We start from the raw sequence: 22,150 nt of genomic DNA, 5'->3' as shown, positions 1-22,150 counted from the left end.
ACGGGCCGAAAAAGGAAGGCCGCCTGTTGGCGCGCCGCAAGACAACAAGGGGTCATCATGTCCAAGACCACATCCAAGTTTTCCGATGCCGAAGCCCTGCGTTTTCACGCTTCGGGCCGTCGGGGCAAGCTGGAAATCGTCCCGTCCAAGCCGATGGCCACGCAGCGCGACCTGTCGCTGGCCTATTCGCCGGGGGTGGCCGTGCCGGTGCGGGAAATCGCGCGGGACAAGGATTTGGCGTATGACTATACCACCAAGGGCAATCTGGTCGCGGTGATTTCCAACGGCACCGCCATTCTGGGGCTGGGCAATCTGGGGGCGCAGGCGTCCAAGCCGGTGATGGAAGGCAAGGCGGTTCTGTTCAAGCGCTTTGCCGATGTGGACAGCATCGATCTGGAAGTGGACACCGAGGACATAGACGAATTCGTCAATTGCGTTCGCCTGCTGGGGCCGAGCTTTGGCGGCATCAATCTGGAAGACATCGGTGCGCCCGAATGTTTCATCATCGAACAGCGCCTGCGGGAAGCCATGGACATTCCGGTGTTCCATGACGATCAGCACGGCACCGCCATCATCACCGCCGCCGGTTTCATCAATGCGCTGGACCTGACCGGGCGCACGCTTGCGGATACAAAGGTGGTGGCCATCGGCGCCGGGGCCGCCTGCATCGCCTGTATCGAACTTATCAAGACCATGGGCGTGCCCCATGACAATGTGACCATGGTGGACCGCACGGGCGTGATCTATCAGGGCCGTGACGAAAACATGAACCAGTGGAAGTCCGCCCACGCGATCAAGACCGATGCGCGCACGCTGGAAGATGCCATGCGCGGCGCGGATGTGGTGATCGGGCTGAGCGGGCCGGGCGTGTTGACGGAGGACATGATCACCTCCATGGGGGAAAAGCCCATCGTGTTCGCCATGGCCAACCCTGACCCGGAAATCGCGCCGGAGGATGTGAAGCGGGTGCGGCCCGATGCCATCATCGCCACGGGCCGATCCGATTATCCCAACCAGGTGAACAATGTTCTCGGCTTTCCCTATATTTTCCGGGGCGCGCTGGACGTGCGCGCGCGCACCATCAATGAAGAAATGAAGATTGCCGCCGTCCACGCCCTGGCCGAACTGGCGCGGGAGGAGGTGCCGGAGGAAGTGGCCGCCGCTTATGGCGGGCAGCAGCCCCATTACGGCGCGGATTACATCATTCCTGCGCCGTTCGATCCGCGGCTGATTCGCGCCATTCCGATCAAGGTGGCGCGGGCCGCCATGGACAGTGGCGTGGCCCGCACCACCATTGATGATTTCGAAGCCTATGAGAAGGAATTGTCGGCCCGTCTGGACCCGACCGTGGCCACCCTGTCGGTGATGTTCGAGGATCTCAAGAACCGGGAGCCGCGCCGCGTGGTGTTTGCCGAGGCGGAGGAGGACCGCGTGCTGCGGGCCGCCGTCAGCTTCAAGACGGCGGGGTATGGCCAGCCGATTCTGGTGGGGTATGAGGCCCCGATCCGTGAGCGTCTGCGCGAGATGGGTGTGGACGACGGCGAGTTCGAAATCTGGAATGCCAGCACCACGGATCGCCGCGAAGATTATGTGGATTATCTCTATGAGCGGCTGAACCGGCGCGGCTTTCTGCTTCGGGACGTGCAGCGGCTGGTGAACCGGGACCGCAACGTGTTCGCAAGCTGCATGGTGGCCACCGGCGATGCGGATGCCATGATCACCGGCGTGACCCGCCATTTCTGGCGCAGCTTGCAGAATGTGCGCCGCGTGATCGATCCGCTGCCGGGCCTGCGCCCCTTTGGCATGTCCATCGTGGTCACCAAGGGCCGCACGGTCTTTATCGCGGATGCCACGGTGAATGAGCGGCCCAACAGCGAGGAGCTGGCCGATATCGCCGAGCAGGCCGCCTATTTCGTCAAGCGGCTGGGCCATGACCCCCGCGTGGCTTTCCTGTCCTTTTCCAATTTCGGCAACCCGCCCAGCGACAAGACCCTTGAATCCCGCAAGGCGGTCCAGCTTCTGGCGGATCGGGGCGTGGATTTCGAATTCGATGGGGAAATGCAGGCCGATGTGGCCCTGAACAAGCGCCTGATGGAGCTGTATCCCTTCATGCGCCTGTCCGGCCCGGCGAATGTGCTGATCATGCCGGCGCTGCATTCGGCCAATATCGGCTACAAGCTGCTCTCTGAACTGGGGGATGGCAAGGTGATCGGCCCGCTGTTGCTGGGCATGGGTAAATCGGTGCAGATCGCCCGCATGACCTCGTCCGCCAGCGATCTGGTGAACATGGCCGCCTTCGCCGCCAGCACCAGCCATGCGCTGGAGTCGGAGCGGGAGTCCCTGCTGGCCCATAACACCATACCGAGCCTGTAGAACCATGGCCGAGGAGAACCGGCGCCAGCATGTCCGCCGCAGCGTTCTCTGGCCCGCCACGGTGCATGTGGCGGGCCATGACAGCGTTTGCCGGGTGCGCAACCTGTCGCTGGGCGGTGTGCGGCTGGATTGTTCCCTGCCCCTGAGGGTCGGCGCGTCGGTGCGCCTGACGGTGGAGGATCGGCCCCCGCTGTCCGGCGTGGTAAGCTGGAGCGTGGGCGACGGACTGGGCATTGCCTTTGACGATCCGCCCGCCCGCATCCGCGCCCTGTTCGCCGACCGGGCCAGCGCCCTTGGCCTGAGCGAGACCGTGCCGCCGCCCGCCCCGGATGCGGGTGAAGACAGCCCGTCATGATGGGTCGGCTTCCCGCACGGCTGTGGATCGATGCCCATTTGCGCCTGTGCAACGGCCAGGGAATGATGGCGGTGATCCAGCACAAGGGGGACCGGGAACGCGGCGGCATCCTGTTGCATGTGGACCGGCTGAACGGGGTCGGCCTGTTGCTGGAACAGACCGTGGATATGGACGGGCGCCGCTTCTGGCGGGGGCTGGGGCCGGAAAGCGGTCTGAGCGACGCTGAAATCACGGAGCGCATCGCGAAGCGTCGCCGTATGGACCCGGACCTGTGGGTGCTGGTGGTGGAAGACCCCAGGGGCGACCATGTTCTGGATGACCCGGTGGTATTCGACCGCTGATCAAGGCCGCCATGGGTGGCTCCCGCCGCCATGCCGCTTTGCCGTCATGAAAAAAGCGCCGACCCGATGGGGCCGGCGCTCAGGGGGGCGTGTGTATTCAGGGAGAGACACACACCTTGAAGCGAGAGGGTTTTAGCGGCTCAGCGTGGCCACCGGGGTGTCGCCGCATTCCACATCGGCATTGCTGGCCGCGCGGGCATCGGCGAAGCAGATCAGCGCGGTCAGACGGGCCTGGCGATCCGCGTCCTTGATGAGGGGCCGGGCTTGTTGCAGCCGGGTTACCGCTTTCGCCCACTGGCCTTGTTGCATGGCCTGCACGCCGCCATCGATTGCCTGATTGAGGCGCAGGCTGCGCACATCCAGGCCGCCGGCTGTGGCGGGGGTGGCGGAAGCCACCATGAGGGCGGTGGCGGCGAGGGCGCTGAGAAGGGTCTTTTTCATGGTTCGTCTCCGGTTTCGGGCCCACCGGCTTTGGGGAGATGCGGTGATGGCCCATTGGTTTGCCTGATGTCTCTGTCTGTCTGAGGCTGAAGTTATACCCCCATTTATGAATTGAAAACGTCAATTTATGGATATATGGTATTCATATATGGATAGATAACGCGCCACCAGGCGCTATCCGGCGATGCCGGGCTTTTATCGGGGGAAGACGATCATGACCGAATGGCGCGGTGTGAACTGGAACGACCTGAACTTCTTTCTGGCGATCGCCGATGAAGGCTCGATCTCTGCGGCGGCGCGCGCCATGAAAGTGAGCCAGCCCACCCTGTCCCGGCGCCTTGCCGCGCTTGAGGAGGTGTTGGGCTGCGATCTGTTTGGCCGGGCCCGCAGCGGGCTGGCGCTGACCGAAACCGGCGCCCGGCTGCTGGATCATGTGCGCCATATGCGGGACGATGTGAACGCCATCAGCCGCGTCGTCACCGGGGACAATGCCAGCCTTACGGGCAAAGTGACGATCTCCGCCCCCGCCGCCATCAGCGGGCGCTGGCTGGCGGATCTGCGCGGGGAATATCCGGGTATCCGGCTTGACCTGCGGATCGACATGACCGCGGCGGACCTGGTGGCGCGGGAGGCGGACATGGCCATCAGGCTGTTCCGCCCGGACGAGCCGGACCTGATCGCCCGGCAGGTGGGCCGCATGGGCATCGGCTTTTATGCCAGCCGCGATTATCTGGCCCGCAATGGCACGCCGCAGCGGCTGGCCGATCTGGCGGATCATGATGTGGCCCTGCCGACCGCCGATCTGATGGGCCTGACCAATGAACAGGTCTATCAGGGCATTCCGGTGCGGGACCGGGTGGTGTTGCAGGTGAACAGCTTTCCCGCCCTGCTGGACGCGCTGAAAGGGGGCGTGGGGATTGGCCCCTATCCCTGTTTCCGGGCCGATGCCGCTGATGATCTGGTGCGTGTGCTGCCGGGCGTGCGGGTGCTGGAAAAGGAAATGTGGCTGGCGGCGCACGGTGATCTGCGCCGCAATGCCCGTATTCGGGCGGTTTTCGACTTCCTGCGGGATCGGATGCTGGAAAGCGCCGACAGTTTCACGGGGGGGCCATCCGAGACGGTGATCTTCCCCGCGCGTGGCGGTCGCGCTTGACGCGGGCGGTTGCTCGCCATACCTAGTCGTGGAAACAAGGGCGCATGGCCGCGCAAGGACACAGAATCATGGCAAAACTGGATCTCATCACCGTACCCGATCCCCTGCTCAAGACCCGCTCCGAACCGGTGGGGCAGGTGGATGATGACCTCAGGCGGCTGATGGACAACATGCTGGAGACCATGTACGCCGCCCCCGGCATCGGGCTGGCGGCGATTCAGGTGGCCGTGCCCAAGCGCCTGCTGGTGGTGGATACCGAGGGCGATCCCACCGACCCCCGCCCCCGTTTCATGGTGAACCCGGAAGTGATCTGGGAATCCGGGGAACGCAGCAGCTATAACGAAGGCTGCCTGTCCGTGCCCGACCATTATGCCGAGGTGGAGCGCCCGGCACAGGTTACGGTGCGGTATCTCGGCTATGACGGCAAACTGGTGGAAGAAACCCTGGACGGGTTGGAAGCCACATGCGTTCAGCATGAGATCGACCATCTGAACGGCGTGGTGTTTATTGATTATCTCTCCCGGTTGAAGCGCAATATGATCATCAAGAAAGTGGCCAAGCTCACGCGCGATGTGGCCGTTCTCTGAACCGTTGGGGGAAACGCCATGCGTCTGGCCTTCATGGGCACGCCCGATTTCGCGGTCCCCACGCTCAAGGCGCTGATCGGTGCCGGGCACGAGATCGCGGCGGTCTATACACAGCCGCCTGCCCGCGCGGGGCGCGGCAAGGCGCTCAGCAAAAGCCCGGTGCACCGGGAAGCCGAGACGGCGGGCATCGATGTGTTTACCCCCGCCAGCCTGAAATCGAAAGACGTGCAGGCCGACTTTGCCGATATGGCGCTGGATGCAGCGGTGGTGGTGGCATACGGCCAGATTCTGCCAAAGGCGGTTTTGCAGGCGCCGCGGTTGGGCTGCATCAATGTTCATGCCAGCCTTTTGCCGCGCTGGCGCGGGGCGGCACCCATACACCGGGCGGTGATGGCGGGGGACCGGATGACCGGCATCACCATCATGCAGATGGATAAGGGGCTGGACACCGGCCCCATTCTGGCGCGTCAGAATCTGCCCATCGGAGAAGAGGACACCACGGGCGACCTGCATGACCGGCTGGCGCTGCTGGGCGCGGCCATGATCGGCCCGGTGCTTTCCGGTTTGCAGGCGGGGAGCGTTTCAGGGCGGCCCCAGCCGGAGGAAGGTGTCACCTATGCGCCCAAGATTGACAAGACCGAAGCCGCCATAGACTGGAGCGCCAGCGCCGATGCCGTATCCCGCCTGGTGCGGGGCCTGGCGCCCTTTCCGGGCGCGTGGAGCGTGGTGAACGATACCCGGCTGAAGATTCTTGGCGGCACCGTCGAACCGGCCAGCGCCGGGGCAGCACCCGGCACCGTGCTGGATGACGGGCTGCTGGTCGCCTGCGGGGACGGGGCTTTTCGCATCACCCGCGCCCAGCGCCCCGGCAAGGGGATGATGGATGGCGACATCCTGTTGCGCGGCTTTCCCGTGTCGCCGGGCGCGGTTTTCAGCCGGTCGGGGGGGTGAACCATGCCCCGCTACCGGCTGGATGTGGAATATGATGGCAGGCCCTTTGTGGGCTGGCAGCGCCAGAAGAACGGCCTCGGCGTTCAGCAGGTATTGGAAGAAGCGGTGGCCGGTTTCGCCCCGCAGGACAGCATCACCGTGCAGGCCAGCGGGCGCACGGATGCGGGCGTTCACGCCAGTGGCATGGTGGCCCATGTGGATATTGTGCGGGACGACATGGCACCCGATCGCATACAGGGGGCGCTGAATCATTTTATCCGGCCACATCCGGTCGCGGTGCTTGCCGTCTCCCCCGTGGCGCCGGATTGGCACGCCCGGTTTTCCTGCCGGAAGCGGCATTATCTCTATCGCATCATCACGCGCCGGGCGCCGTTGACCTTCGATCAGGGCCTGGCCTGGCGCGTTCCACAGGATCTGAACGTGGCCGCCATGCATGAAGCGGCGCAGGCCCTTGTCGGCCAGCACGACTTCACTACCTTCCGCCATGTGGCCTGCCAGGCGGACAGCCCGGTGAAAACGCTGGACTATCTGGATGTGAGCCGCCGGGGTGATGAGGTGCTGGTGCGCACGGGCGCCCGGTCTTTTCTGCACCATCAGGTGCGGTCCATGGTGGGAACGCTGGCGCTGGTGGGGCGCGGTCAGTGGCCGGTGTCAGCCGTGGCAAAGGCATTGGCCGCACGGGACCGCGGGGCGCTGGGCTTCAACGCCCCGCCCGACGGCCTGTATTTTCTGAAAGCGGATTATCCGGCGGACATGCCGACCAGCGGCTGAATTCCGCAGGCAATCAGGCCACGCTGGAACTGGGCTGGGCCAGCATGGCATAGAGCGCACCCGCATCCGTGGTGGCGCGCAGCTTTTCACAGGTCTTGGCATCACGCAGCAGCCGGGAAACCCGCGCCAGCGTTTTCAGGTGGTCCGCGCCCGCATCCAGCGGCGCCAGCAGCAGAAACACCAGATCCACCGGCTGGTCATCCACGCTGTCAAAATCGATCGGAGTTTCCAGCCGCGCAAACAGGCCGACAATCTTGTCCAGCCCATCCACCCGTGCATGGGGGATGGCAACACCCCGGCCCACGCCGGTACTGCCCAGCTTTTCCCGTTCCAACACCGCATCGAAAACCCGCCGCGCATTGAGGTCGTAGTTCCTGGCGAGTTTTTCGGTGAGGGATTGCAGGGTCTGTTTCTTGCTGGAGGCCCGGAATGTGGCGATCACATTGTCCGGTGTCAGCAGGTCCTCGATTTCCATGGCTCTCACTCTCAGCCACCCGGTTATGATTGGGGGCGGGCTTCTACCTTTACTGGACCATGCCTGCGGCAAAGTGGGCGGACGATCCGCCCCCGGCACGGGCGTACCCATGCCGATTTTTTTACGGCAATGCAAGGGTGAATAATTGCCCCGCATCCGCGCCCGACAGGTGCCGGGCGGGTCAGCCTTCAGACTGACCGGGACTGATCCAGCCGATATGGCCGTCCGCCCGGCGATACACCACTTCATGTTGATCGGTTTTCACATTGCGGAACATGAAGGCGGTGGCATCGGCCAGATCCATCAGCATCACCGCGTCCGATACGCTGACGCGCGGAATCTGCTTGCGCGTTTCGGCGATGATAACGGGCTGGTCGGCGTCCACATCCACGCCGTTTTCCATCGGCTCCTCATCCGGGAAGCTGTCCGCGGAAATGGTGGATTCCCGCGCCAGTTCCAGGGCCACGTCCCGCTGGGGCAGATTGTTGTGGCTCTTGAGTCGCCGTTTGTATCGTCGTAGCTGCTTTTCAATCCGCTCCGCCGCCATTTCAAAGGCGGCATAGGGGTCGTCCGCCTCCCCGCGGCTTTGCAGATTGACGCCCTGATTGGGGTGCATGGACAAATCCGTGCGGTACAGGTGCCCTTCCTTGGTGAAAGTGGCGTTGGAATCGATCGAGCGGGAGAAATATTTGTCCGCCACCTCGTCCAGACGGTCTTCCACATGGACGGTGAGGGCGTCCCCCACATTCATCTTGCGTCCTGCAACACTGATTTCCATAAGGTCGTCTTCCCCTGACTGGGCGGCTGGGTGCCGCCGGGTTCGTATGACGCGGGCGCTGCCGCGCCGTGAATGCCGGGGGCCAGGCGAATCCGGGTGGGACCCGTCCAAGCCCCGGCGTGCCGGCCCGGCAACCCGCGTGTCCGGGTGGGCCGACACAGGCTACTTTAGCACATATGGTCAGCCGCTCGGCAATGACAACCGGTCTCAGGCGCGCATTTTTTTGAAAGGCGCGGACTTGTTGCGGCGCATAATATTTCACGGCGGTGCACAATGAGACAGGCGGCGACGGGTGCGGCCGCGCCCGCTTTCTGGCCCCGGTGCGGGGCGGGTGTCAGGCCCGGGTCTTTTTCAGGCGGCGGCGCTGGACCGAGGAGGGGATGTTCTGTGCCTCCCGGTATTTGGCCACGGTGCGGCGGGCAATATCGATGCCTTCCGCTTTCAGGATCGCCACCAGCTTGTCATCGGACAGGATCTTTTTCGGGTCTTCCCGGTCCACCAGTTCCCGGATGCGGAATTTCACCGCTTCCGCCGAGTGCGAATCGCCGCCGCTGGACGACGAGATGGCGGAGGAAAAGAAGTATTTCAGCTCGAACATGCCGCGCGGCGTGGCCATATATTTGTTGCTGGTCACGCGGGAGACGGTGGATTCGTGCATGTCGATCTCTTCCGCCACGTCCTTCAGCGTCATCGGCTTCATGAAGTGGACGCCGTGTTCGAAAAAGGCTTCCTGCTTGGTGATGATGCAGGTGGATACCTTCAATATGGTGCGGGCGCGCTGGTCCAGCGCCTTGACCAGCCAGTTGGCGCCGGACACGCAGTCGGACACGAAGCTGCGAGTCTCCTTGCCGCCGCCCACTTGCTGCAATTCGCTCACATAGCTGGAATTGACCAGCACGCGGGGCAGGGTGTCCGCGTTCAGTTCCACCTTCCAGGCGCCTTTCTTGTCCTTGGTCACGAACACGTCCGGCACCACGGGCTGGGCCTCGCCGGTATCGAACAGATGGCCGGGCTTGGGGTTCAGGGCCTGGATTTCCGCCATCATTTCGGTCAGATCTTCGCCGTCCACGCCGCACAGCCGCTTCAGTGCCGGAAAATCACGCCGGGCCAGCAGGCCCAGATTGTCCAGAAGCGCCTGCATGGCCGGGTCCAGCCGGTTCTGTTCCTTGAGTTGAAGGGCCAGGCATTCCCCCAGCGAGCGGGCGAACACGCCGCTGGGCTCCAGTGTCTGCAACCGGTGCAGCACCGCTTCCACCCGTGCCGGTGTGGCCTCCAAGCGCTCGGCAATGTCATCCAGCACCTGCGGGTCGATATAGCCCGCATCACTGACGGAATCGATGATATGGGCCGCCAGCAGCCGATCCGACGCATCGGTGATGGTGAACTGCATCTGTTCGCTCAGATAATCGTGCAGATTGGTGGCGGCGGCCAGAGTGGCTTCTAGGGTGCGTTCGCTGTCCACCCCGCCGCTGCCCTTGACGGCGCCGCCGCCGTCATAGCCCAGACTGCCGGAGCCGCCCGCCGCTGCCGCCGTTTCCGACGGGTTGGCGGCGTCGCTGCCGCTGTCATGATTGTAGATGTTCTCATAGGAGGCATCCAGCGCTGCCTCGCCCAGCGCCTGGGTATCGCTGCCGCTGTCCAGGCCGCGATCGCTGGCGATCATGCCGCCGTCGCCGGTGTCATCCGCCGCGCCGCTGTCCCCCCGGCCACTGTCGCCGCCGCTTTCATACAGGTCTTCCGGGGACTCAGTGCCGCCCCCCTCGCCGCGATCGCTTTCCACGCCGTAAGTGGGCTCACCCTCGCCAAACTCCAGCACGGGGTTGCGCTCCACCTCCTCGGATACGGCGGCTTCCAGTTCAAGATTGCTCAGTTGCAGCAGCTTGATGGCCTGCTGCAACTGGGGGGTCATCACCAGTTGCTGGCTTTGCTTGATATCCAGTCGCGGACCAAGGGCCATGCCGCTTCCCTCCTACGCGCCGCCGGGCTCAGACACGGAAGTCCTCGCCCAGATAGACCCGCCGTACATCCGGGTCCTTGAGAACCGCGTCGCTCGTTCCCTCGAACAGCACATGGCCGTCATAGATGATCGAGGCGCGGTCGATGATATCCAGTGTTTCCCGCACATTATGGTCGGTGATCAGCACGCCGATGCCCCGTTCCTTCAGATGAACGGTCAGCTCGCGGATGTCGGCGATGGCGATGGGATCAATCCCGGCAAAGGGTTCATCCAGCAGCACAAAGCCGGGCCGGGCCGCAAGCGCGCGGGCGATCTCGCAGCGCCGCCGCTCCCCGCCGGACAGGGCCAGGGCGGGGGTGTGGCGCAGATGGGTGATGGAAAATTCGTCCAGCAGTTCATCCAGCATGGCATTGCGCAGCGCCCGATCCGTCTCCACGATTTCCAGTACGGCGCGGATGTTCTCTTCCACCGTCATGCCGCGAAAGATGGAGGTTTCCTGCGGCAGATAGCCAATGCCCAGCCGCGCCCGGCGATACATGGGCAGGGCGGTGATATCCTGACCGTCCAGCACGATGCGGCCACTATCCGGCGCGATCAGGCCGGTGATGGAATAGAAACAGGTGGTCTTGCCCGCGCCATTGGGGCCCAGAAGGCCCACCACCTCGCCGCGATGCACCGACAGGGTCACGTCCCGCAGGACAGGGCGCCCGCCATAAGCCTTGGCGATGGCATCCACATGCAGGCCGTCATCCAGCGCGCGCCCGTCCTTGACGCCCTGGGGCGTCTCTCTTGCGGGTTGGCCGGCGCTGGCCGGGCGGGTGTCGGAAGTCAAGCTCATGCAGCGGGTCCGTCCTGTTCACCGGCGGGCAGGCCGCCGGGGCATACTGGTTACGGCGCTGGACCTGATTCAGCGGCTAAAAGCATATGAATCAAGGACTTACAGTAAATTTTAGCAAAACCTTGCTAAAACCTTACCAAGTTGGCGCAATTCCTGCATGTCACTTTATCAGATGATGGGCGGGCGGCAAGGGCTGTTTTCATTTTCTGATCGTGCACCGGCTGCATGATCCTGGCAAGCCGTGATCACCCGGTACTTGGGCGTGGCCGGGCGATGGCCGGGGCGCGGGTCTCAGCGGCCACCATCGTTGTCGGTCTTGCCGGACTGGTCCGGCACCGAAAAGCGCCCGCGCACCCGGTTTTCATCGCCCTTGGCCCCATCCAGCTTGGTCAGGCCGGTTTCCAGATCCAGTTCCAGCCGCTTGCCGCGCACCACGCTGTCGTTCCGGGTCAGTTGCACGTCGCCGCCCATGGTAACCAAGCGCCGGTCCACGTCGTAAACGCCCCAGTCGGCTGTCACCTTCTCGGTGGTGGAGGTGAGCATCACGTCCCCGCGGGCGTCCAGCCGACGGATCGACGGGTCATCACTTTCCTGCGCGTTTTCATAGAAGACGGTCAGTTCATCGGCAGTCAGCGTCAGCTTGCCCTGCACCACCTTGACCGCGCCTTCGAACAGGGCGCGGCCTTCTTTCTGCTTCACTTCCAGGCGTTCGGCGGAAATGTCCAGCGGCTGGTAGGTGTCGTGCTCTTTCAGCACCGATTGGGCGTGCGCCGTGATCGGCGCCATCAGCATCATCAGGGCCGCGAGCGCGGGCAGGCACGGGTGGCGGGTTGATCTCATCCGTTTGTCCCTTCGCTCTTACCGGAGTGGTCCGGGGGGCGTTTGGGCGTGATGTGCAGCCGCACATCGCCGGAAAAAACGCCGCTACGATCATCCACATCGATGGCCAGGCGATCCGCCGTCAGGCGGCCCAGGGGCGCCGTGCCGGTGATGGCACCCCGCCCCACGGCGCTATGGTCCTTCAGGTTCACGGTGGCCTCAAGCATGGACAGGTGATAGCCGCTTCCGGTGCTCAGGTCCACTGTTCCGCTCAGCGTCAGCCGATCTTCCCGGATCATGTAGATGCCGCGCTTTGCGGTCAGCCGGGCGGGATCATCGGGCTTCAGGGACATGCGGGCGCGGATGTCCTCCAGGCTGACGCGCGGCGCCCCCGGATTGTCCTGCACGCCGCGCGCCGCCTGCAGGGTGAACAGCCGGTCCACCGCATCCGTGCCCGTATAGGTCAGATCGGTCATGCGCACCTTGCCGTCGCTGGCCGCAACCTCATCACGGGCAAGGGTGAAGCTGACCTCCCGGTCGTTCAGCATCGGCCACAGGGCCGTCACGCCCCCCAGTATCAGCGCCGCCAGGGGCAACAACAGCCGCATGGCCGCCACGAAGCGGTCCCAGCCGGTGCCGGTTTTCACCGCCGGGCGCGGGCTCAGCGCCGCGCGTGCCCGCTCGCGGGCGGCATCGGTGCTTTGATAATGGCGGTGCGTGTTGGAAGGGGTCATGGATGCTGTTCCCGCCTAGCTGTGGGCAAAGATATCCAGCCCCTCGAATCCGGCAAGATCAAGGCGGGCGCGGGTGGGCAGAAAGGCGAAGGCATCTTCCGCGAAGGCGCGGCGGCCTTCCCGATCCAGCATAATGTCCAGCACTTGCCTGACCCGGTGCAGATAGAGCACGTCCCCGGCGGCATAGGATTTCTGCGCGTCGCTCAGGCTGTCCGCGCCCCAGTCGGAGCTTTGCTGGCCCTTGTCCACGTCCACGCCGATGGTTTCCCGGCACAGGTCGCGCAGGCCGTGGCGATCCGTATAGGTGCGCACCAGCTTGGAGGCGATCTTGGTGCAATAGACCGGCGCCGTGACCACGCCCAGATAGTGCAGCATCACGGCAATGTCGAAGCGGGCGAAGTGAAACAGCTTGAGCACGCCGGGATCACCGAGCACCGCACACAGATTGGGGGCATCGAAGCGGTCTTTGGCGAATTTCACAAGGTGCGCGTCCCCGTCTCCGGCGGAAAGCTGCACTACGCACAGCCGGTCCCTGAGCGGGTTGAGGCCCATGGTTTCGCTGTCCACCGCCACGGCATCGCCCGCGCGCAGTTGGTCGGCCACGTCCGCCGGCAGATCGTCATGGTGCAGATGAATGGTCATGGATAGCGCCTTTCTGGCTGAGCGGAGGATGTTGTTCCCTGTATGGCCCGTGATCGGCCATGGCTCAAGCCTCCTGTGCAAAACCGGCGATGGGGCGAAGGCGGGCGGGCGCTGCCGCGCCTTGCGGGCAATGCCATGCGCGGCCTGTGGCGCCACTCGGCCACACGGCGATGAAGGTGCGGGATTTCATCGGGATAAGGAAAAGTGGTGCCCAGGAGAAGACTCGAACTTCCACGGCCATACGGCCACTAGCACCTGAAGCTAGCGCGTCTACCAATTCCGCCACCTGGGCACCATAGGAATTGGTGAGAGGGGAGATAGGGGATCACCGGCGCGGTTGTCAAGCGCTGTTTGGCGTTTTTTCATTGCCAGCGGGCGAGATGATCCGCACAGGCGGGGACGGGCCGTTGCCGGACGGTGCGGACGGGGCCGGGTCTGGCCCGGTGACCCTGCCGCGTCGGGGGCCTTTGCCGGGCATGGACAGGCGGGCGGGCGGTCGCTAAAGTGCGCGCCAACAGCCTGACCCCACGGTTTTCGGGTCGGGCGGAAAACCTCTTGGGAGAGTGCGTTTATGTCCAGACGGGTGGTGACTGTCATTGGCGGTTCCGGGTTTATCGGTCGGTATCTGGTGCAGAAGCTGGCTGCGCGCGGGGATCGTGTGCGCGTCGCCGTGCGGCGGCCGGATGAGGCGCTGTTTCTGAAGCCGCTGGGCGCGGTGGGGCAGATCACGCCCTTTTCCTGCAATGTGCGCTTTCCGCGTTCGGTGGCGCGCGCCGTGGCCGGGGCCGATACGGTTGTGAACCTTGTGGGCGTGCTGCACGATCAGGGCGCCAACAGTTTTTCCAATGTGCAGGATGAAGGCGCCGGCATCGTGGCCGAAGAGGCCGCCAGGGCCGGGGTGGAAACGCTGGTGCATATGTCCGCCATTGGCGCGGATGCCCGGTCGCCGTCCCGGTATGCGCGGTCCAAGGCACTGGGGGAGGAAAAAGTCCGCAAACACTTCAAAAAGGCCACCATCATGCGCCCCAGCGTGGTGTTCGGGGTGGAGGATGATTTTTTCAACCGCTTCGCCCAGATGAGCCGCTTTTTGCCGGTGCTGCCCATTCCCGGCGCGGAAACCCGGTTCCAGCCGGTCTATGTGGGCGATGTGGCGGATGCCATCGTGGCTGTCGTGGATGGCGGCAAGGGCGTGGCCGGGCAGACATTCGAACTGGGCGGCCCGCATGTGCTGACGCTCAGGGAATGCCTGAAGGTGATGATGAAACACACCGGTCGCCCCCGCCCCGTGGTGAATGTGCCCACATGGCTTGCCAAGATACAGGGGGCCGTGCTCGGCCTGTTGCCGAATCCGCCATTGACGCTGGATCAGGTGAAGCTGCTGGAAAAGGACAATGTGGTGGCCGGGGATGCGCGCACCCTGACCACGCTGGGCCTGAAGCCCACGCCGTTGGATGCGGTGCTGCCCCGCTATATGGTGCAGTACAAGCCCCACGGCCAGTTCAGCGAAATCGGCACCACATAGGAAAACGGCCCATGGGCTCGGTTCAAAGCGGGGGCGTGCCGGGCGGGCGCGCCCCTTCGTGTTTCGGTCGGGCATATGGTTCAGGCGGACAGGCTGAGCGCGACAAGCCCACCACCCAGCACAAGACGATAAATGACGAATGGCGTCATGCCCGCATGGGCCAGCCAGCGCAGAAACAGATGAATGGCCGCCAGCGCCGCCATGAAGCTGAGCCCGGCCACCACCGCCGCGTCGGCCCAGGCGGCGGCGCTCAGCCCCGGCCCGATCCGGCTGGCGGCCATCACGCCCGCCCCCAATATGGTGGGTATGGACAGCAGCATGGAAAACCGGGCGGCTTCCTGCCTGTCAAAGCCCAGTGCCAGCGCCGCCGTCATGGTTACGCCCGCGCGGCTGGCGCCGGGAATCAGGGCGAAAATCTGTGCCAGCCCCACCAGCAGGGCGGGCTTGATGGCCATGCGGTCCAGTGCCCGGTTGCGGGCGCCAGTGTGGTCCGCCGCCCACAGCAGCAGCCCGAACAGGATGGACGCGACCCCGATCACCCAGGCGGAACGCACCAGGCTGAGCCAATCCGTCATTGCCAGCCAGCCGCCAATGATGATGACGGGCAGGGTGGCCACCACAAGTGCCCAGAACAGCTTGCGATACAGTGTGCCCTGAATGGCCCGGCGCGCCGGTGGCAACCCGGCGGTGGCCAGGGCGGCCAGTGCCAGCCCCGCCGTGTCGCGGCGGAAATACAGCAGAACCGCCGCGAGCGTGCCCATATGCGCGGCCACATCGATCAGGGGGCCCTGATCCGGCAGGCCGGTGGCCATGGGAATCAGGATCAGGTGCGCGCTCGACGAGATCGGCAGGAATTCCGTCAGCCCCTGAATCAGGGCGACAAGGAAGAGATGGATCGCGGTCATGCAGGCCCCTTTCGCTCGATCATTGCGAGCTATAGCAAGCCCGCGGGATCGGGAACAGGTGCAAAATAGTCTCTAATCGGACCTATTTACGCCAAAAGGTCAGGAAGGCGAACCTGTATGGCGGAAGATAATGACTATTTAGGACAGTCATTATGACTTATATGCATTTTTTTTAATGAAAATGTCGCAAACAGTCTTTATAGTGCGCACCAGATTACGAAATCCGCCCATGGATCTGGTAAGGGGCCGCCCAAGGCCCTGACCGGGGGAGGCGTGAACCCGGCGGGTTCGCAGACCATGGGTCAATCATGACTGCGGGTGATTTCTGCGTGCCGGTCAGGCCGGTGCGGACGATACCCCGCCACCAGAGAGCGAGGCTCCCATGGCGAAGAAGATGCTGTCCTTTGTCAGTACGCAGCAGCACTATCCCCACAAGCGGGATGCGGACGATCGCAATGATGATTTCGGTGAAATCTATGACGAGTTCGACCCGGACGCGGCGGAGGAACAGGCCTCCCGCTGTTCGCAGTGCGGCATCCCCTTTTGCCAGGTGCACTGCCCGCTGGGCAATCATATCCCCGACTGGCTGCGCCTGACCGCCGAAGACCGGATGGAAGAAGCGTATGAGATCGCTTCGTCCACCAATAACATGCCGGAAATCTGTGGCCGCATCTGCCCGCAGGATCGCCTGTGCGAGGGTAATTGCGTCATCGAAAAGGGCTTCAAGTCGGTCACCATCGGCTCGGTGGAGAAATACATCACCGAAACCGCCTGGGAGAATGGCTGGATCAAGCCCATCACCCCCCGTCGGGAGCGGGAGGAGAGCGTGGGCGTGATCGGCGCTGGCCCCGCCGGCCTCGCCGCGGCGGAAGAAATGCGCAAGTCCGGCTATCAGGTGCATGTGTATGACCGCTATGACCGGGCGGGCGGCCTGCTGATCTATGGCATTCCCAGCTTCAAGCTGGAAAAGGATGTGGTGGACCGTCGCACTGTCCGTCTGAAGGACAGCGGCATCACCTTTCACATGAATTTCGAGGTGGGGCGCGATGCCACCCTGGCCGAGCTGCGGGAAAAGCACGACGTGGTGCTGATCGCCACCGGCGTTTACAAGGCGCGCGGCCTGAAATGCCCCGGCATTGGCCTGGGCAACATTCAGGAAGCCCTGCCCTATCTGACCGCATCCAACCGCAAGGGGCTCGGCGATACGGTGCCGGACTTCGAATCCGGCGCGCTCAATGCCGAAGGCAAGAATGTGGTGGTGATCGGTGGCGGCGACACCGCGATGGACTGTGTGCGCACCGCCGTGCGGCAGGGGGCAAAATCCGTGAAATGCCTGTACCGCCGGGACCGGGCCAATATGCCGGGCTCCGCCCGCGAAGTGGCCAATGCCGAGGAAGAGGGCGTGGAATTTGTCTGGCTGTCCGGCCCGGAAGCCTTTGTGGGCGACGACAATGACAAGGTGAAGGCGGTCAAGGCGTACAGGATGCGCCTTGGCGCGCCGGACGCCACAGGCCGTCAGACGCCGGAGCGCGTGCCCGATTCCAGTTTCACGCTGGACTGTGATCTGGCCATCATGGCACTCGGTTTCGAGCCGGAGGAACTGCCCGCCATGTTCGGCGTGCCGGAACTCAGGGTCACGCGCTGGGGCACGATCACGGTGGACCATGACAGCATGATGACCAATCTGCCCGGCGTTTTCGCCGCCGGGGACATCGTGCGCGGCGCCTCGCTGGTGGTGTGGGGCATCCGGGATGGCCGGGACGCCGCCACCGCCATGAAAGCCTATATCAAGGATCGCAAGGCCGAGCAGGCGGAGACCGGCGCGGCGGTGGCCTGAGCCGCCTGCCGCCCGCGCCTTTTCATAGCCTTCTGGCCGTTTGCCCGATTTCGTGAAAGAGACCTGCCATGACTGATAATCAAGAGTCCGCCCCCATTCAGGATCACGCCCTGTCCGACGGCGCCGTCCCCGGCCCCATCGGCCTGTACAATCCCGCGGATGAACGCGATGCCTGCGGCGTGGGCCTGGTGGCCGCCACGGATGGCAAGCCCAGCCGTCAGGTGGTGCTGCGCGCCATCGATGCGCTTGGGGCCATCTGGCACCGGGGCGCCGTGGATGCCGACGGCAAGACCGGTGACGGCGCGGGCATCCAGCTTGAAATCGCGCAGGACTTCTTCAAGCAGCATGTGCGCGCCACCGGCCACGAGCCGGGGGATAAGCGCCTGGCGGTGGGCATGGTGTTTCTGCCGCGCCTGGATCTTCATGCGCAGGAGACGTGCCGGTCCATCGTGGAAGCGGAAATCCTGCATTTCGGCCATACCATCTATGGCTGGCGACAGGTGCCCGTGAACATCGACGTGATCGGCGAAAAGGCCGAGGCCACCCGGCCCGAAATCGAACAGATCATGATATCGAACGAAAAGGATCTGGACGACGACGCCTTCGAGCGGGAGCTGTACATCATCCGTCGCCGGATCGAGAAGGCGGTGATCGAAGCGCAGGTGAATGATTTTTACATCTGTTCCCTGTCCTGCCGCTCTATCATCTACAAGGGTCTGTTCCTGGCCGAGCAGCTCAGCGTGTTCTATCCCGACCTTCAGGATGACCGCTTCATTTCGCGCTTCGCCATTTATCACCAGCGTTATTCCACCAACACCTTCCCGCAATGGTGGCTGGCCCAGCCGTTCCGCATGTTGGCCCATAATGGCGAGATCAACACCATTCGCGGCAATGTGAACTGGATGAAAAGCCACCAGATTCGCATGGCATCCATCGCGTTCGGGGACAATTCCGAAGACATCAAGCCGGTGATTCCCAAGGGCGCGTCCGACAGTGCGGCGCTGGATGCCGCCTTTGAAGTGCTGGTGCGCGCCGGGCGGATCGGGCCCATGGCCAAGACCCTGCTGATGCCCGAAGCCTGGTCCAAGAAATCCACCATGCCGGAAGGCCATCAGGCCATGTACGCCTATTGCAATTCGGTGATGGAACCGTGGGACGGCCCGGCCGCCATCGCCGCCTGCGACGGCAACTGGATCATCGCCGGGCTGGACCGCAACGGCCTGCGCCCAATGCGCTATTGCCGCACCACGGACAATATGCTGATCGTCGGCTCTGAAACCGGCATGGTGGCCGTGGATGAAGAGCTTGTGATCGAAAAGGGGCGCCTTGGCCCCGGCCATATGATCGCCCTGGACCTGGGCGCGGGGGCCTTTTTCAATGACCGGGAGATCAAGGACAAGCTGGCCTCGGCACAGCCCTATCAGGACTGGGTGAAGGATCTTCAGTCCAGCGACGATCTGCCCGGCTATCGCGGCCCGGAAAAGGCACATTACAGCCGGGAAGAGCTGTTGATCCGCCAGGTGGTGGCGGGCCAGTCGGTGGAGGATCTGGAACTGATTCTGCATCCGCTGGTGGCCACCGGGAAGGAGGCCATCGGCTCCATGGGCGACGACACGCCGCTGGCGGTGCTGTCCAAGGGCTATCGCAATCTGGCCCATTATTTCCGGCAGGATTTCAGCCAGGTCACCAATCCGCCGATCGATTCGCTCAGGGAAAACCGGGTGATGTCGCTGAAGACCCGGTTCGGCAATTTCGCCAATGTGCTGGAAGAAGGCCACACCCAGACCGGTGTTCTGGTGCTGGAAAGCCCGGTGATCACCAATCGGGAATGGCAGGCATTGCAGGACCAGTTCGGCGACACGGTGCACCGGATCGACTGCACCTTTGACGCCCGCGGCGGGGACAATGCCCTGAAGGATGCGCTGGACCGGGTGCGCCGGGAAGCCGAGGATGCCGTGCGCGAGGGCCGCGGCCATCTGTTCCTGACCGATGAACATATCAGCGAGGATCGCGCGCCGATCCCGATGATCCTGGCCACCGCCGGAGTGCACAGCCATCTGGTGAAACAGGGCCTGCGCACCTTTACCAGCCTGAACGTGCGCAGCGCCGAATGCATGGACACCCATTATTACGCCGTGCTGATCGGGGCCGGGGCCACCACGGTCAACGCCTATCTGGCGCTGGAAAGCATCGCCGCGCGCCATGCCAAGGGCCTGTTCGGCGATCTCAGCCTGGTGGACGCCTATGACCGCGCGTGCGAGGCGGTGGATCAGGGCCTGCTGAAAATCCTGTCCAAGATGGGCATTTCCATCATTTCCAGCTATCGCGGTGGCTATAATTTCGAGGCGCTGGGGCTTTCCCGTTCGCTGGTGAACGAATTCTTCCCCGGTATGCCCACCAAGATTTCCGGCATCGGGCTGGCGGGCATTCAGGTGAAGGTGCTGGAACAGCACGCCAAAGCCTATGACGAGGAAATGGCCCGGCTGCCCATTGGCGGGCTTTACCGCCTGCGCGCGGGCGGTGAGGTGCACGCCTTTGACGGTCGGCTGGTGCATCAGTTGCAGGATGCGCTGGCGGCGGACGATTACACCAAATATCTGAACTGGTCCAAGGGGTTGCAGAATCTTCCGCCGGTCAATCTGCGGGATCTGCTGGATTTCACCCGCGCGGACGAATCCGTGCCGCTGGAGTCGGTGGAATCCATCACGGAGTTGCGCAAGCGCTTCATCACGCCCGGCATGTCCATGGGGGCGCTGTCGCCGGAAGCCCATGAAACGCTGGCCATCGCCATGAACCGGATCGGCGCCAAGTCCGTCTCCGGCGAGGGGGGGGAAGACCCCAAGCGCTACAAACCGTATGAAAACGGCGACAACGCCAACAGCCCGATCAAGCAGATTGCCTCCGGGCGGTTCGGGGTCACGGCGGAATATCTCAATGCCTGCGAGGAAATCGAGATCAAGGTGGCTCAGGGCGCCAAGCCCGGTGAGGGCGGCCAGCTTCCCGGTTTCAAGGTGACCGAGATGATCGCCCGCCTGCGCCATTCCACGCCGGGGGTGACGCTGATTTCACCGCCGCCCCACCATGACATCTATTCGATCGAGGATCTGGCCCAGCTCATTTACGATCTGAAGCAGATCAACCCCGATGCCACGGTCTGCGTGAAGCTGGTCAGCCGGGCGGGCATCGGCACCATCGCCGCGGGCGTGGCCAAGGCCCATGCGGATGTGATCCTGGTGTCCGGCCATTCTGGCGGTACCGGGGCCAGCCCGCAGACCTCCATCAAATATGCGGGCACGCCCTGGGAAATCGGGCTGGCGGAAGTGAATCAGGTGCTGACCCTGAACAATCTGCGCCACCGGGTACGGCTGCGCACCGATGGCGGTATCCGCACCGGTCGGGATGTGCTGATCGCGGCCATGCTGGGCGCGGAGGAGTTCGGCGTGGGCACCACATCGCTGGTGGCCATGGGCTGCATCATGGTGCGGCAGTGCCATTCCAACACCTGCCCCGTGGGGATATGCACGCAGGACGAGGCCCTGCGCGGCAAGTTCGAGGGTACGGCGGAAAAGGTGGTTAATCTGTTCAGCTTCATTGCCGAGGAAACCCGCGAGCTTCTGGCGGAACTGGGCATGACCCGGCTGGACGATGTGATTGGCCGCACGGACCTGCTGCATCAGGTCAGCCGGGGCGCGCCGCATCTGGACGACCTGGACCTGAACCCGCTGCTGGTGCAGGTGGGCGGGCGCCAGCGCCGCGCGGTCTGTACCCGTGAGGGCCGCAACGCGGTGCCCGACACGCTGGATGCCCAGATGCTGGAAGACGCCCGCGCCGTTTTCACGCGCGGGGAGAAGATGCAGCTTACCTATTCGGTGCAGAATGTGCACCGGGCCGTGGGCACGCGCTTTTCCAGCGAAATCACCCGCCGGTTCGGCATGTCCGCCCTGAAGCCCGGCCATGTGACCGTGCGTCTGCGCGGTTCGGCGGGCCAGTCGCTGGGCGCCTTTGCGGTGCAGGGCTTGAAGCTGGAAGTGTCCGGCGATGCCAATGACTATGTGGGCAAGGGCCTGTCCGGCGGCACCATTGTGGTGCGGCCCAGCAACCGGGCGCGCTTCACCGCGCGGGACAACACCATCATCGGCAATACGGTGCTTTACGGCGCCACCGCCGGGCAGCTTTTCGCCGCCGGTCAGGCGGGGGAACGCTTTGCCGTGCGCAACAGCGGCGCCGAGGTGGTGATTGAAGGCTGCGGCGCCAATGGCTGTGAATACATGACCGGCGGCACGGCGGTGATTCTCGGCCCCGTTGGCGATAATTTCGCGGCGGGGATGACCGGCGGCATGGCCTTTATCTATGATGACGAGGGTGCGTTCGAGAAGCACATCAATGATGATTCGGTGGTGTATGTGCGGCTTGCATCCCGGCACTGGGAAGGGGTTCTGACCGACCTGATAGAACGCCATGTGGCGGAGACCGGGTCGCGCTTTGGTCAGACCCTGCTGTCCAACTGGGAGGCCCGCCGCGACGCCTTCTGGCAGGTGGTGCCGAAGGAAATGCTGGCCCATCTCAGCCACCCGCTGGACGACGCGGAACAGGCGGCGGTTCCGGCCCAGTAAGCGGGCCGGGCCGGGTGCCGCCGGGCCGGAAAGGCATTGGCGAAACCGGCCCGATGGC

Annotated in this window: 19 protein-coding genes and 1 tRNA gene; 10 read left to right on the top strand and 10 right to left on the bottom strand. The window is 64.0% G+C overall.

Annotated elements, in window-relative coordinates:
• Window positions 1-57 precede the first annotated feature (57 nt).
• Genes WGH93_RS01545 through WGH93_RS01535 form a run of 3 tightly spaced genes read left to right on the top strand, consistent with a single transcriptional unit; the run spans window position 58 to window position 3,069 of the window.
• The gene (locus tag WGH93_RS01545; protein ID WP_374763081.1) at window positions 58-2,373 is read left to right on the top strand and encodes an NADP-dependent malic enzyme; all 2,316 of its coding nucleotides are present in this window, start codon (window positions 58-60) and stop codon (window positions 2,371-2,373) included.
• Between the two features lie 4 nt (window positions 2,374-2,377).
• The gene (locus tag WGH93_RS01540; RefSeq protein ID WP_374763080.1) at window positions 2,378-2,728 is read left to right on the top strand and encodes a PilZ domain-containing protein; all 351 of its coding nucleotides are present in this window, start codon (window positions 2,378-2,380) and stop codon (window positions 2,726-2,728) included.
• On the top strand, window positions 2,725-3,069 hold the full coding sequence (locus WGH93_RS01535; protein WP_374763079.1) for a DUF1491 family protein: 345 nt from the start codon (window positions 2,725-2,727) through the stop codon (window positions 3,067-3,069). Before WGH93_RS01540 ends, WGH93_RS01535 begins: the two co-directional genes overlap by 4 nt.
• A gap of 132 nt (window positions 3,070-3,201) precedes the next feature.
• Here the strand turns inward: WGH93_RS01535 and WGH93_RS01530 are convergent, their stop codons facing one another.
• Entirely contained in the window at window positions 3,202-3,510 is a 309-nt protein-coding gene (locus WGH93_RS01530; RefSeq protein ID WP_374763078.1) for a hypothetical protein, read from the bottom strand.
• Window positions 3,511-3,724: 214 nt separating this feature from the next.
• Here WGH93_RS01530 and WGH93_RS01525 point away from each other — a divergent pair, with 214 nt between their 5' ends.
• The 4 genes from WGH93_RS01525 to truA all read left to right on the top strand — a co-directional run bounded on the left by WGH93_RS01525 (window position 3,725) and on the right by truA (window position 6,972).
• Complete coding sequence (locus WGH93_RS01525) at window positions 3,725-4,663, top strand: LysR family transcriptional regulator (RefSeq protein ID WP_374763077.1); 939 nt, start codon at window positions 3,725-3,727, stop codon at window positions 4,661-4,663.
• Window positions 4,664-4,731: 68 nt separating this feature from the next.
• A complete protein-coding gene (def, locus tag WGH93_RS01520; protein ID WP_374763076.1) occupies window positions 4,732-5,250 on the top strand; it encodes a peptide deformylase in 519 nt (172 codons plus the stop codon).
• Between the two features lie 18 nt (window positions 5,251-5,268).
• Window positions 5,269-6,201, top strand: coding sequence for a methionyl-tRNA formyltransferase (gene fmt / locus WGH93_RS01515; RefSeq protein WP_374763075.1), 933 nt, complete (start codon window positions 5,269-5,271; stop codon window positions 6,199-6,201).
• Window positions 6,202-6,204: 3 nt separating this feature from the next.
• Window positions 6,205-6,972: a tRNA pseudouridine(38-40) synthase TruA gene (gene truA / locus WGH93_RS01510; RefSeq protein WP_374763074.1), complete on the top strand. Its 768-nt coding sequence runs from the start codon at window positions 6,205-6,207 to the stop codon at window positions 6,970-6,972.
• Between the two features lie 13 nt (window positions 6,973-6,985).
• Here truA and ptsN read toward each other — a convergent pair whose 3' ends face one another.
• From ptsN to WGH93_RS01470, 8 genes are all read right to left on the bottom strand, one after another.
• Complete coding sequence (gene ptsN / locus WGH93_RS01505; protein WP_374763073.1) at window positions 6,986-7,447, bottom strand: PTS IIA-like nitrogen regulatory protein PtsN; 462 nt, start codon at window positions 7,445-7,447, stop codon at window positions 6,986-6,988.
• Between the two features lie 181 nt (window positions 7,448-7,628).
• Window positions 7,629-8,225, bottom strand: a complete 597-nt coding sequence (hpf, locus tag WGH93_RS01500; RefSeq protein WP_374763072.1) for a ribosome hibernation-promoting factor, HPF/YfiA family — start codon at window positions 8,223-8,225, stop codon at window positions 7,629-7,631.
• A gap of 334 nt (window positions 8,226-8,559) precedes the next feature.
• Window positions 8,560-10,182, bottom strand: a complete 1,623-nt coding sequence (rpoN, locus tag WGH93_RS01495; protein WP_374763071.1) for an RNA polymerase factor sigma-54 — start codon at window positions 10,180-10,182, stop codon at window positions 8,560-8,562.
• A gap of 28 nt (window positions 10,183-10,210) precedes the next feature.
• Complete coding sequence (lptB, locus tag WGH93_RS01490; protein WP_374763070.1) at window positions 10,211-11,020, bottom strand: LPS export ABC transporter ATP-binding protein; 810 nt, start codon at window positions 11,018-11,020, stop codon at window positions 10,211-10,213.
• A gap of 291 nt (window positions 11,021-11,311) precedes the next feature.
• Window positions 11,312-11,860, bottom strand: a complete 549-nt coding sequence (locus WGH93_RS01485) for an LptA/OstA family protein (protein ID WP_374763069.1) — start codon at window positions 11,858-11,860, stop codon at window positions 11,312-11,314.
• The gene (gene lptC, locus WGH93_RS01480) at window positions 11,857-12,573 is read right to left on the bottom strand and encodes an LPS export ABC transporter periplasmic protein LptC (RefSeq protein ID WP_374763068.1); all 717 of its coding nucleotides are present in this window, start codon (window positions 12,571-12,573) and stop codon (window positions 11,857-11,859) included. Before lptC ends, WGH93_RS01485 begins: the two co-directional genes overlap by 4 nt.
• Window positions 12,574-12,588: 15 nt before the next feature.
• Window positions 12,589-13,215, bottom strand: coding sequence for a ribonuclease D (locus WGH93_RS01475; RefSeq protein ID WP_374763067.1), 627 nt, complete (start codon window positions 13,213-13,215; stop codon window positions 12,589-12,591).
• A 205-nt stretch (window positions 13,216-13,420) separates the two neighbouring features.
• Window positions 13,421-13,507: transfer RNA gene (locus tag WGH93_RS01470), tRNA-Leu, on the bottom strand.
• A 279-nt stretch (window positions 13,508-13,786) separates the two neighbouring features.
• Here WGH93_RS01470 and WGH93_RS01465 point away from each other — a divergent pair.
• Window positions 13,787-14,737, top strand: a complete 951-nt coding sequence (locus WGH93_RS01465; protein WP_374763066.1) for a complex I NDUFA9 subunit family protein — start codon at window positions 13,787-13,789, stop codon at window positions 14,735-14,737.
• A gap of 80 nt (window positions 14,738-14,817) precedes the next feature.
• Here WGH93_RS01465 and WGH93_RS01460 read toward each other — a convergent pair whose 3' ends face one another.
• Window positions 14,818-15,642 (bottom strand): undecaprenyl-diphosphate phosphatase, encoded by an 825-nt coding sequence (locus WGH93_RS01460; RefSeq protein ID WP_374763065.1) that lies wholly within the window; start codon window positions 15,640-15,642, stop codon window positions 14,818-14,820.
• 382 nt (window positions 15,643-16,024) lie between these two features.
• Here WGH93_RS01460 and WGH93_RS01455 point away from each other — a divergent pair, with 382 nt between their 5' ends.
• Complete coding sequence (locus tag WGH93_RS01455; protein ID WP_374763064.1) at window positions 16,025-17,479, top strand: NAD(P)-dependent oxidoreductase; 1,455 nt, start codon at window positions 16,025-16,027, stop codon at window positions 17,477-17,479.
• 68 nt (window positions 17,480-17,547) lie between these two features.
• On the top strand, window positions 17,548-22,092 hold the full coding sequence (gene gltB / locus WGH93_RS01450) for a glutamate synthase large subunit (protein ID WP_374763063.1): 4,545 nt from the start codon (window positions 17,548-17,550) through the stop codon (window positions 22,090-22,092).
• Window positions 22,093-22,150 lie beyond the last annotated feature (58 nt).

Source organism: Yunchengibacter salinarum, assembly GCF_037658235.1.
Taxonomy (GTDB): domain Bacteria; phylum Pseudomonadota; class Alphaproteobacteria; order Sphingomonadales; family Kordiimonadaceae; genus Yunchengibacter; species Yunchengibacter salinarum.
Note: the sequence above shows the minus strand (reverse complement) of the source record. Positions and strands in the feature narration are given on the sequence as shown.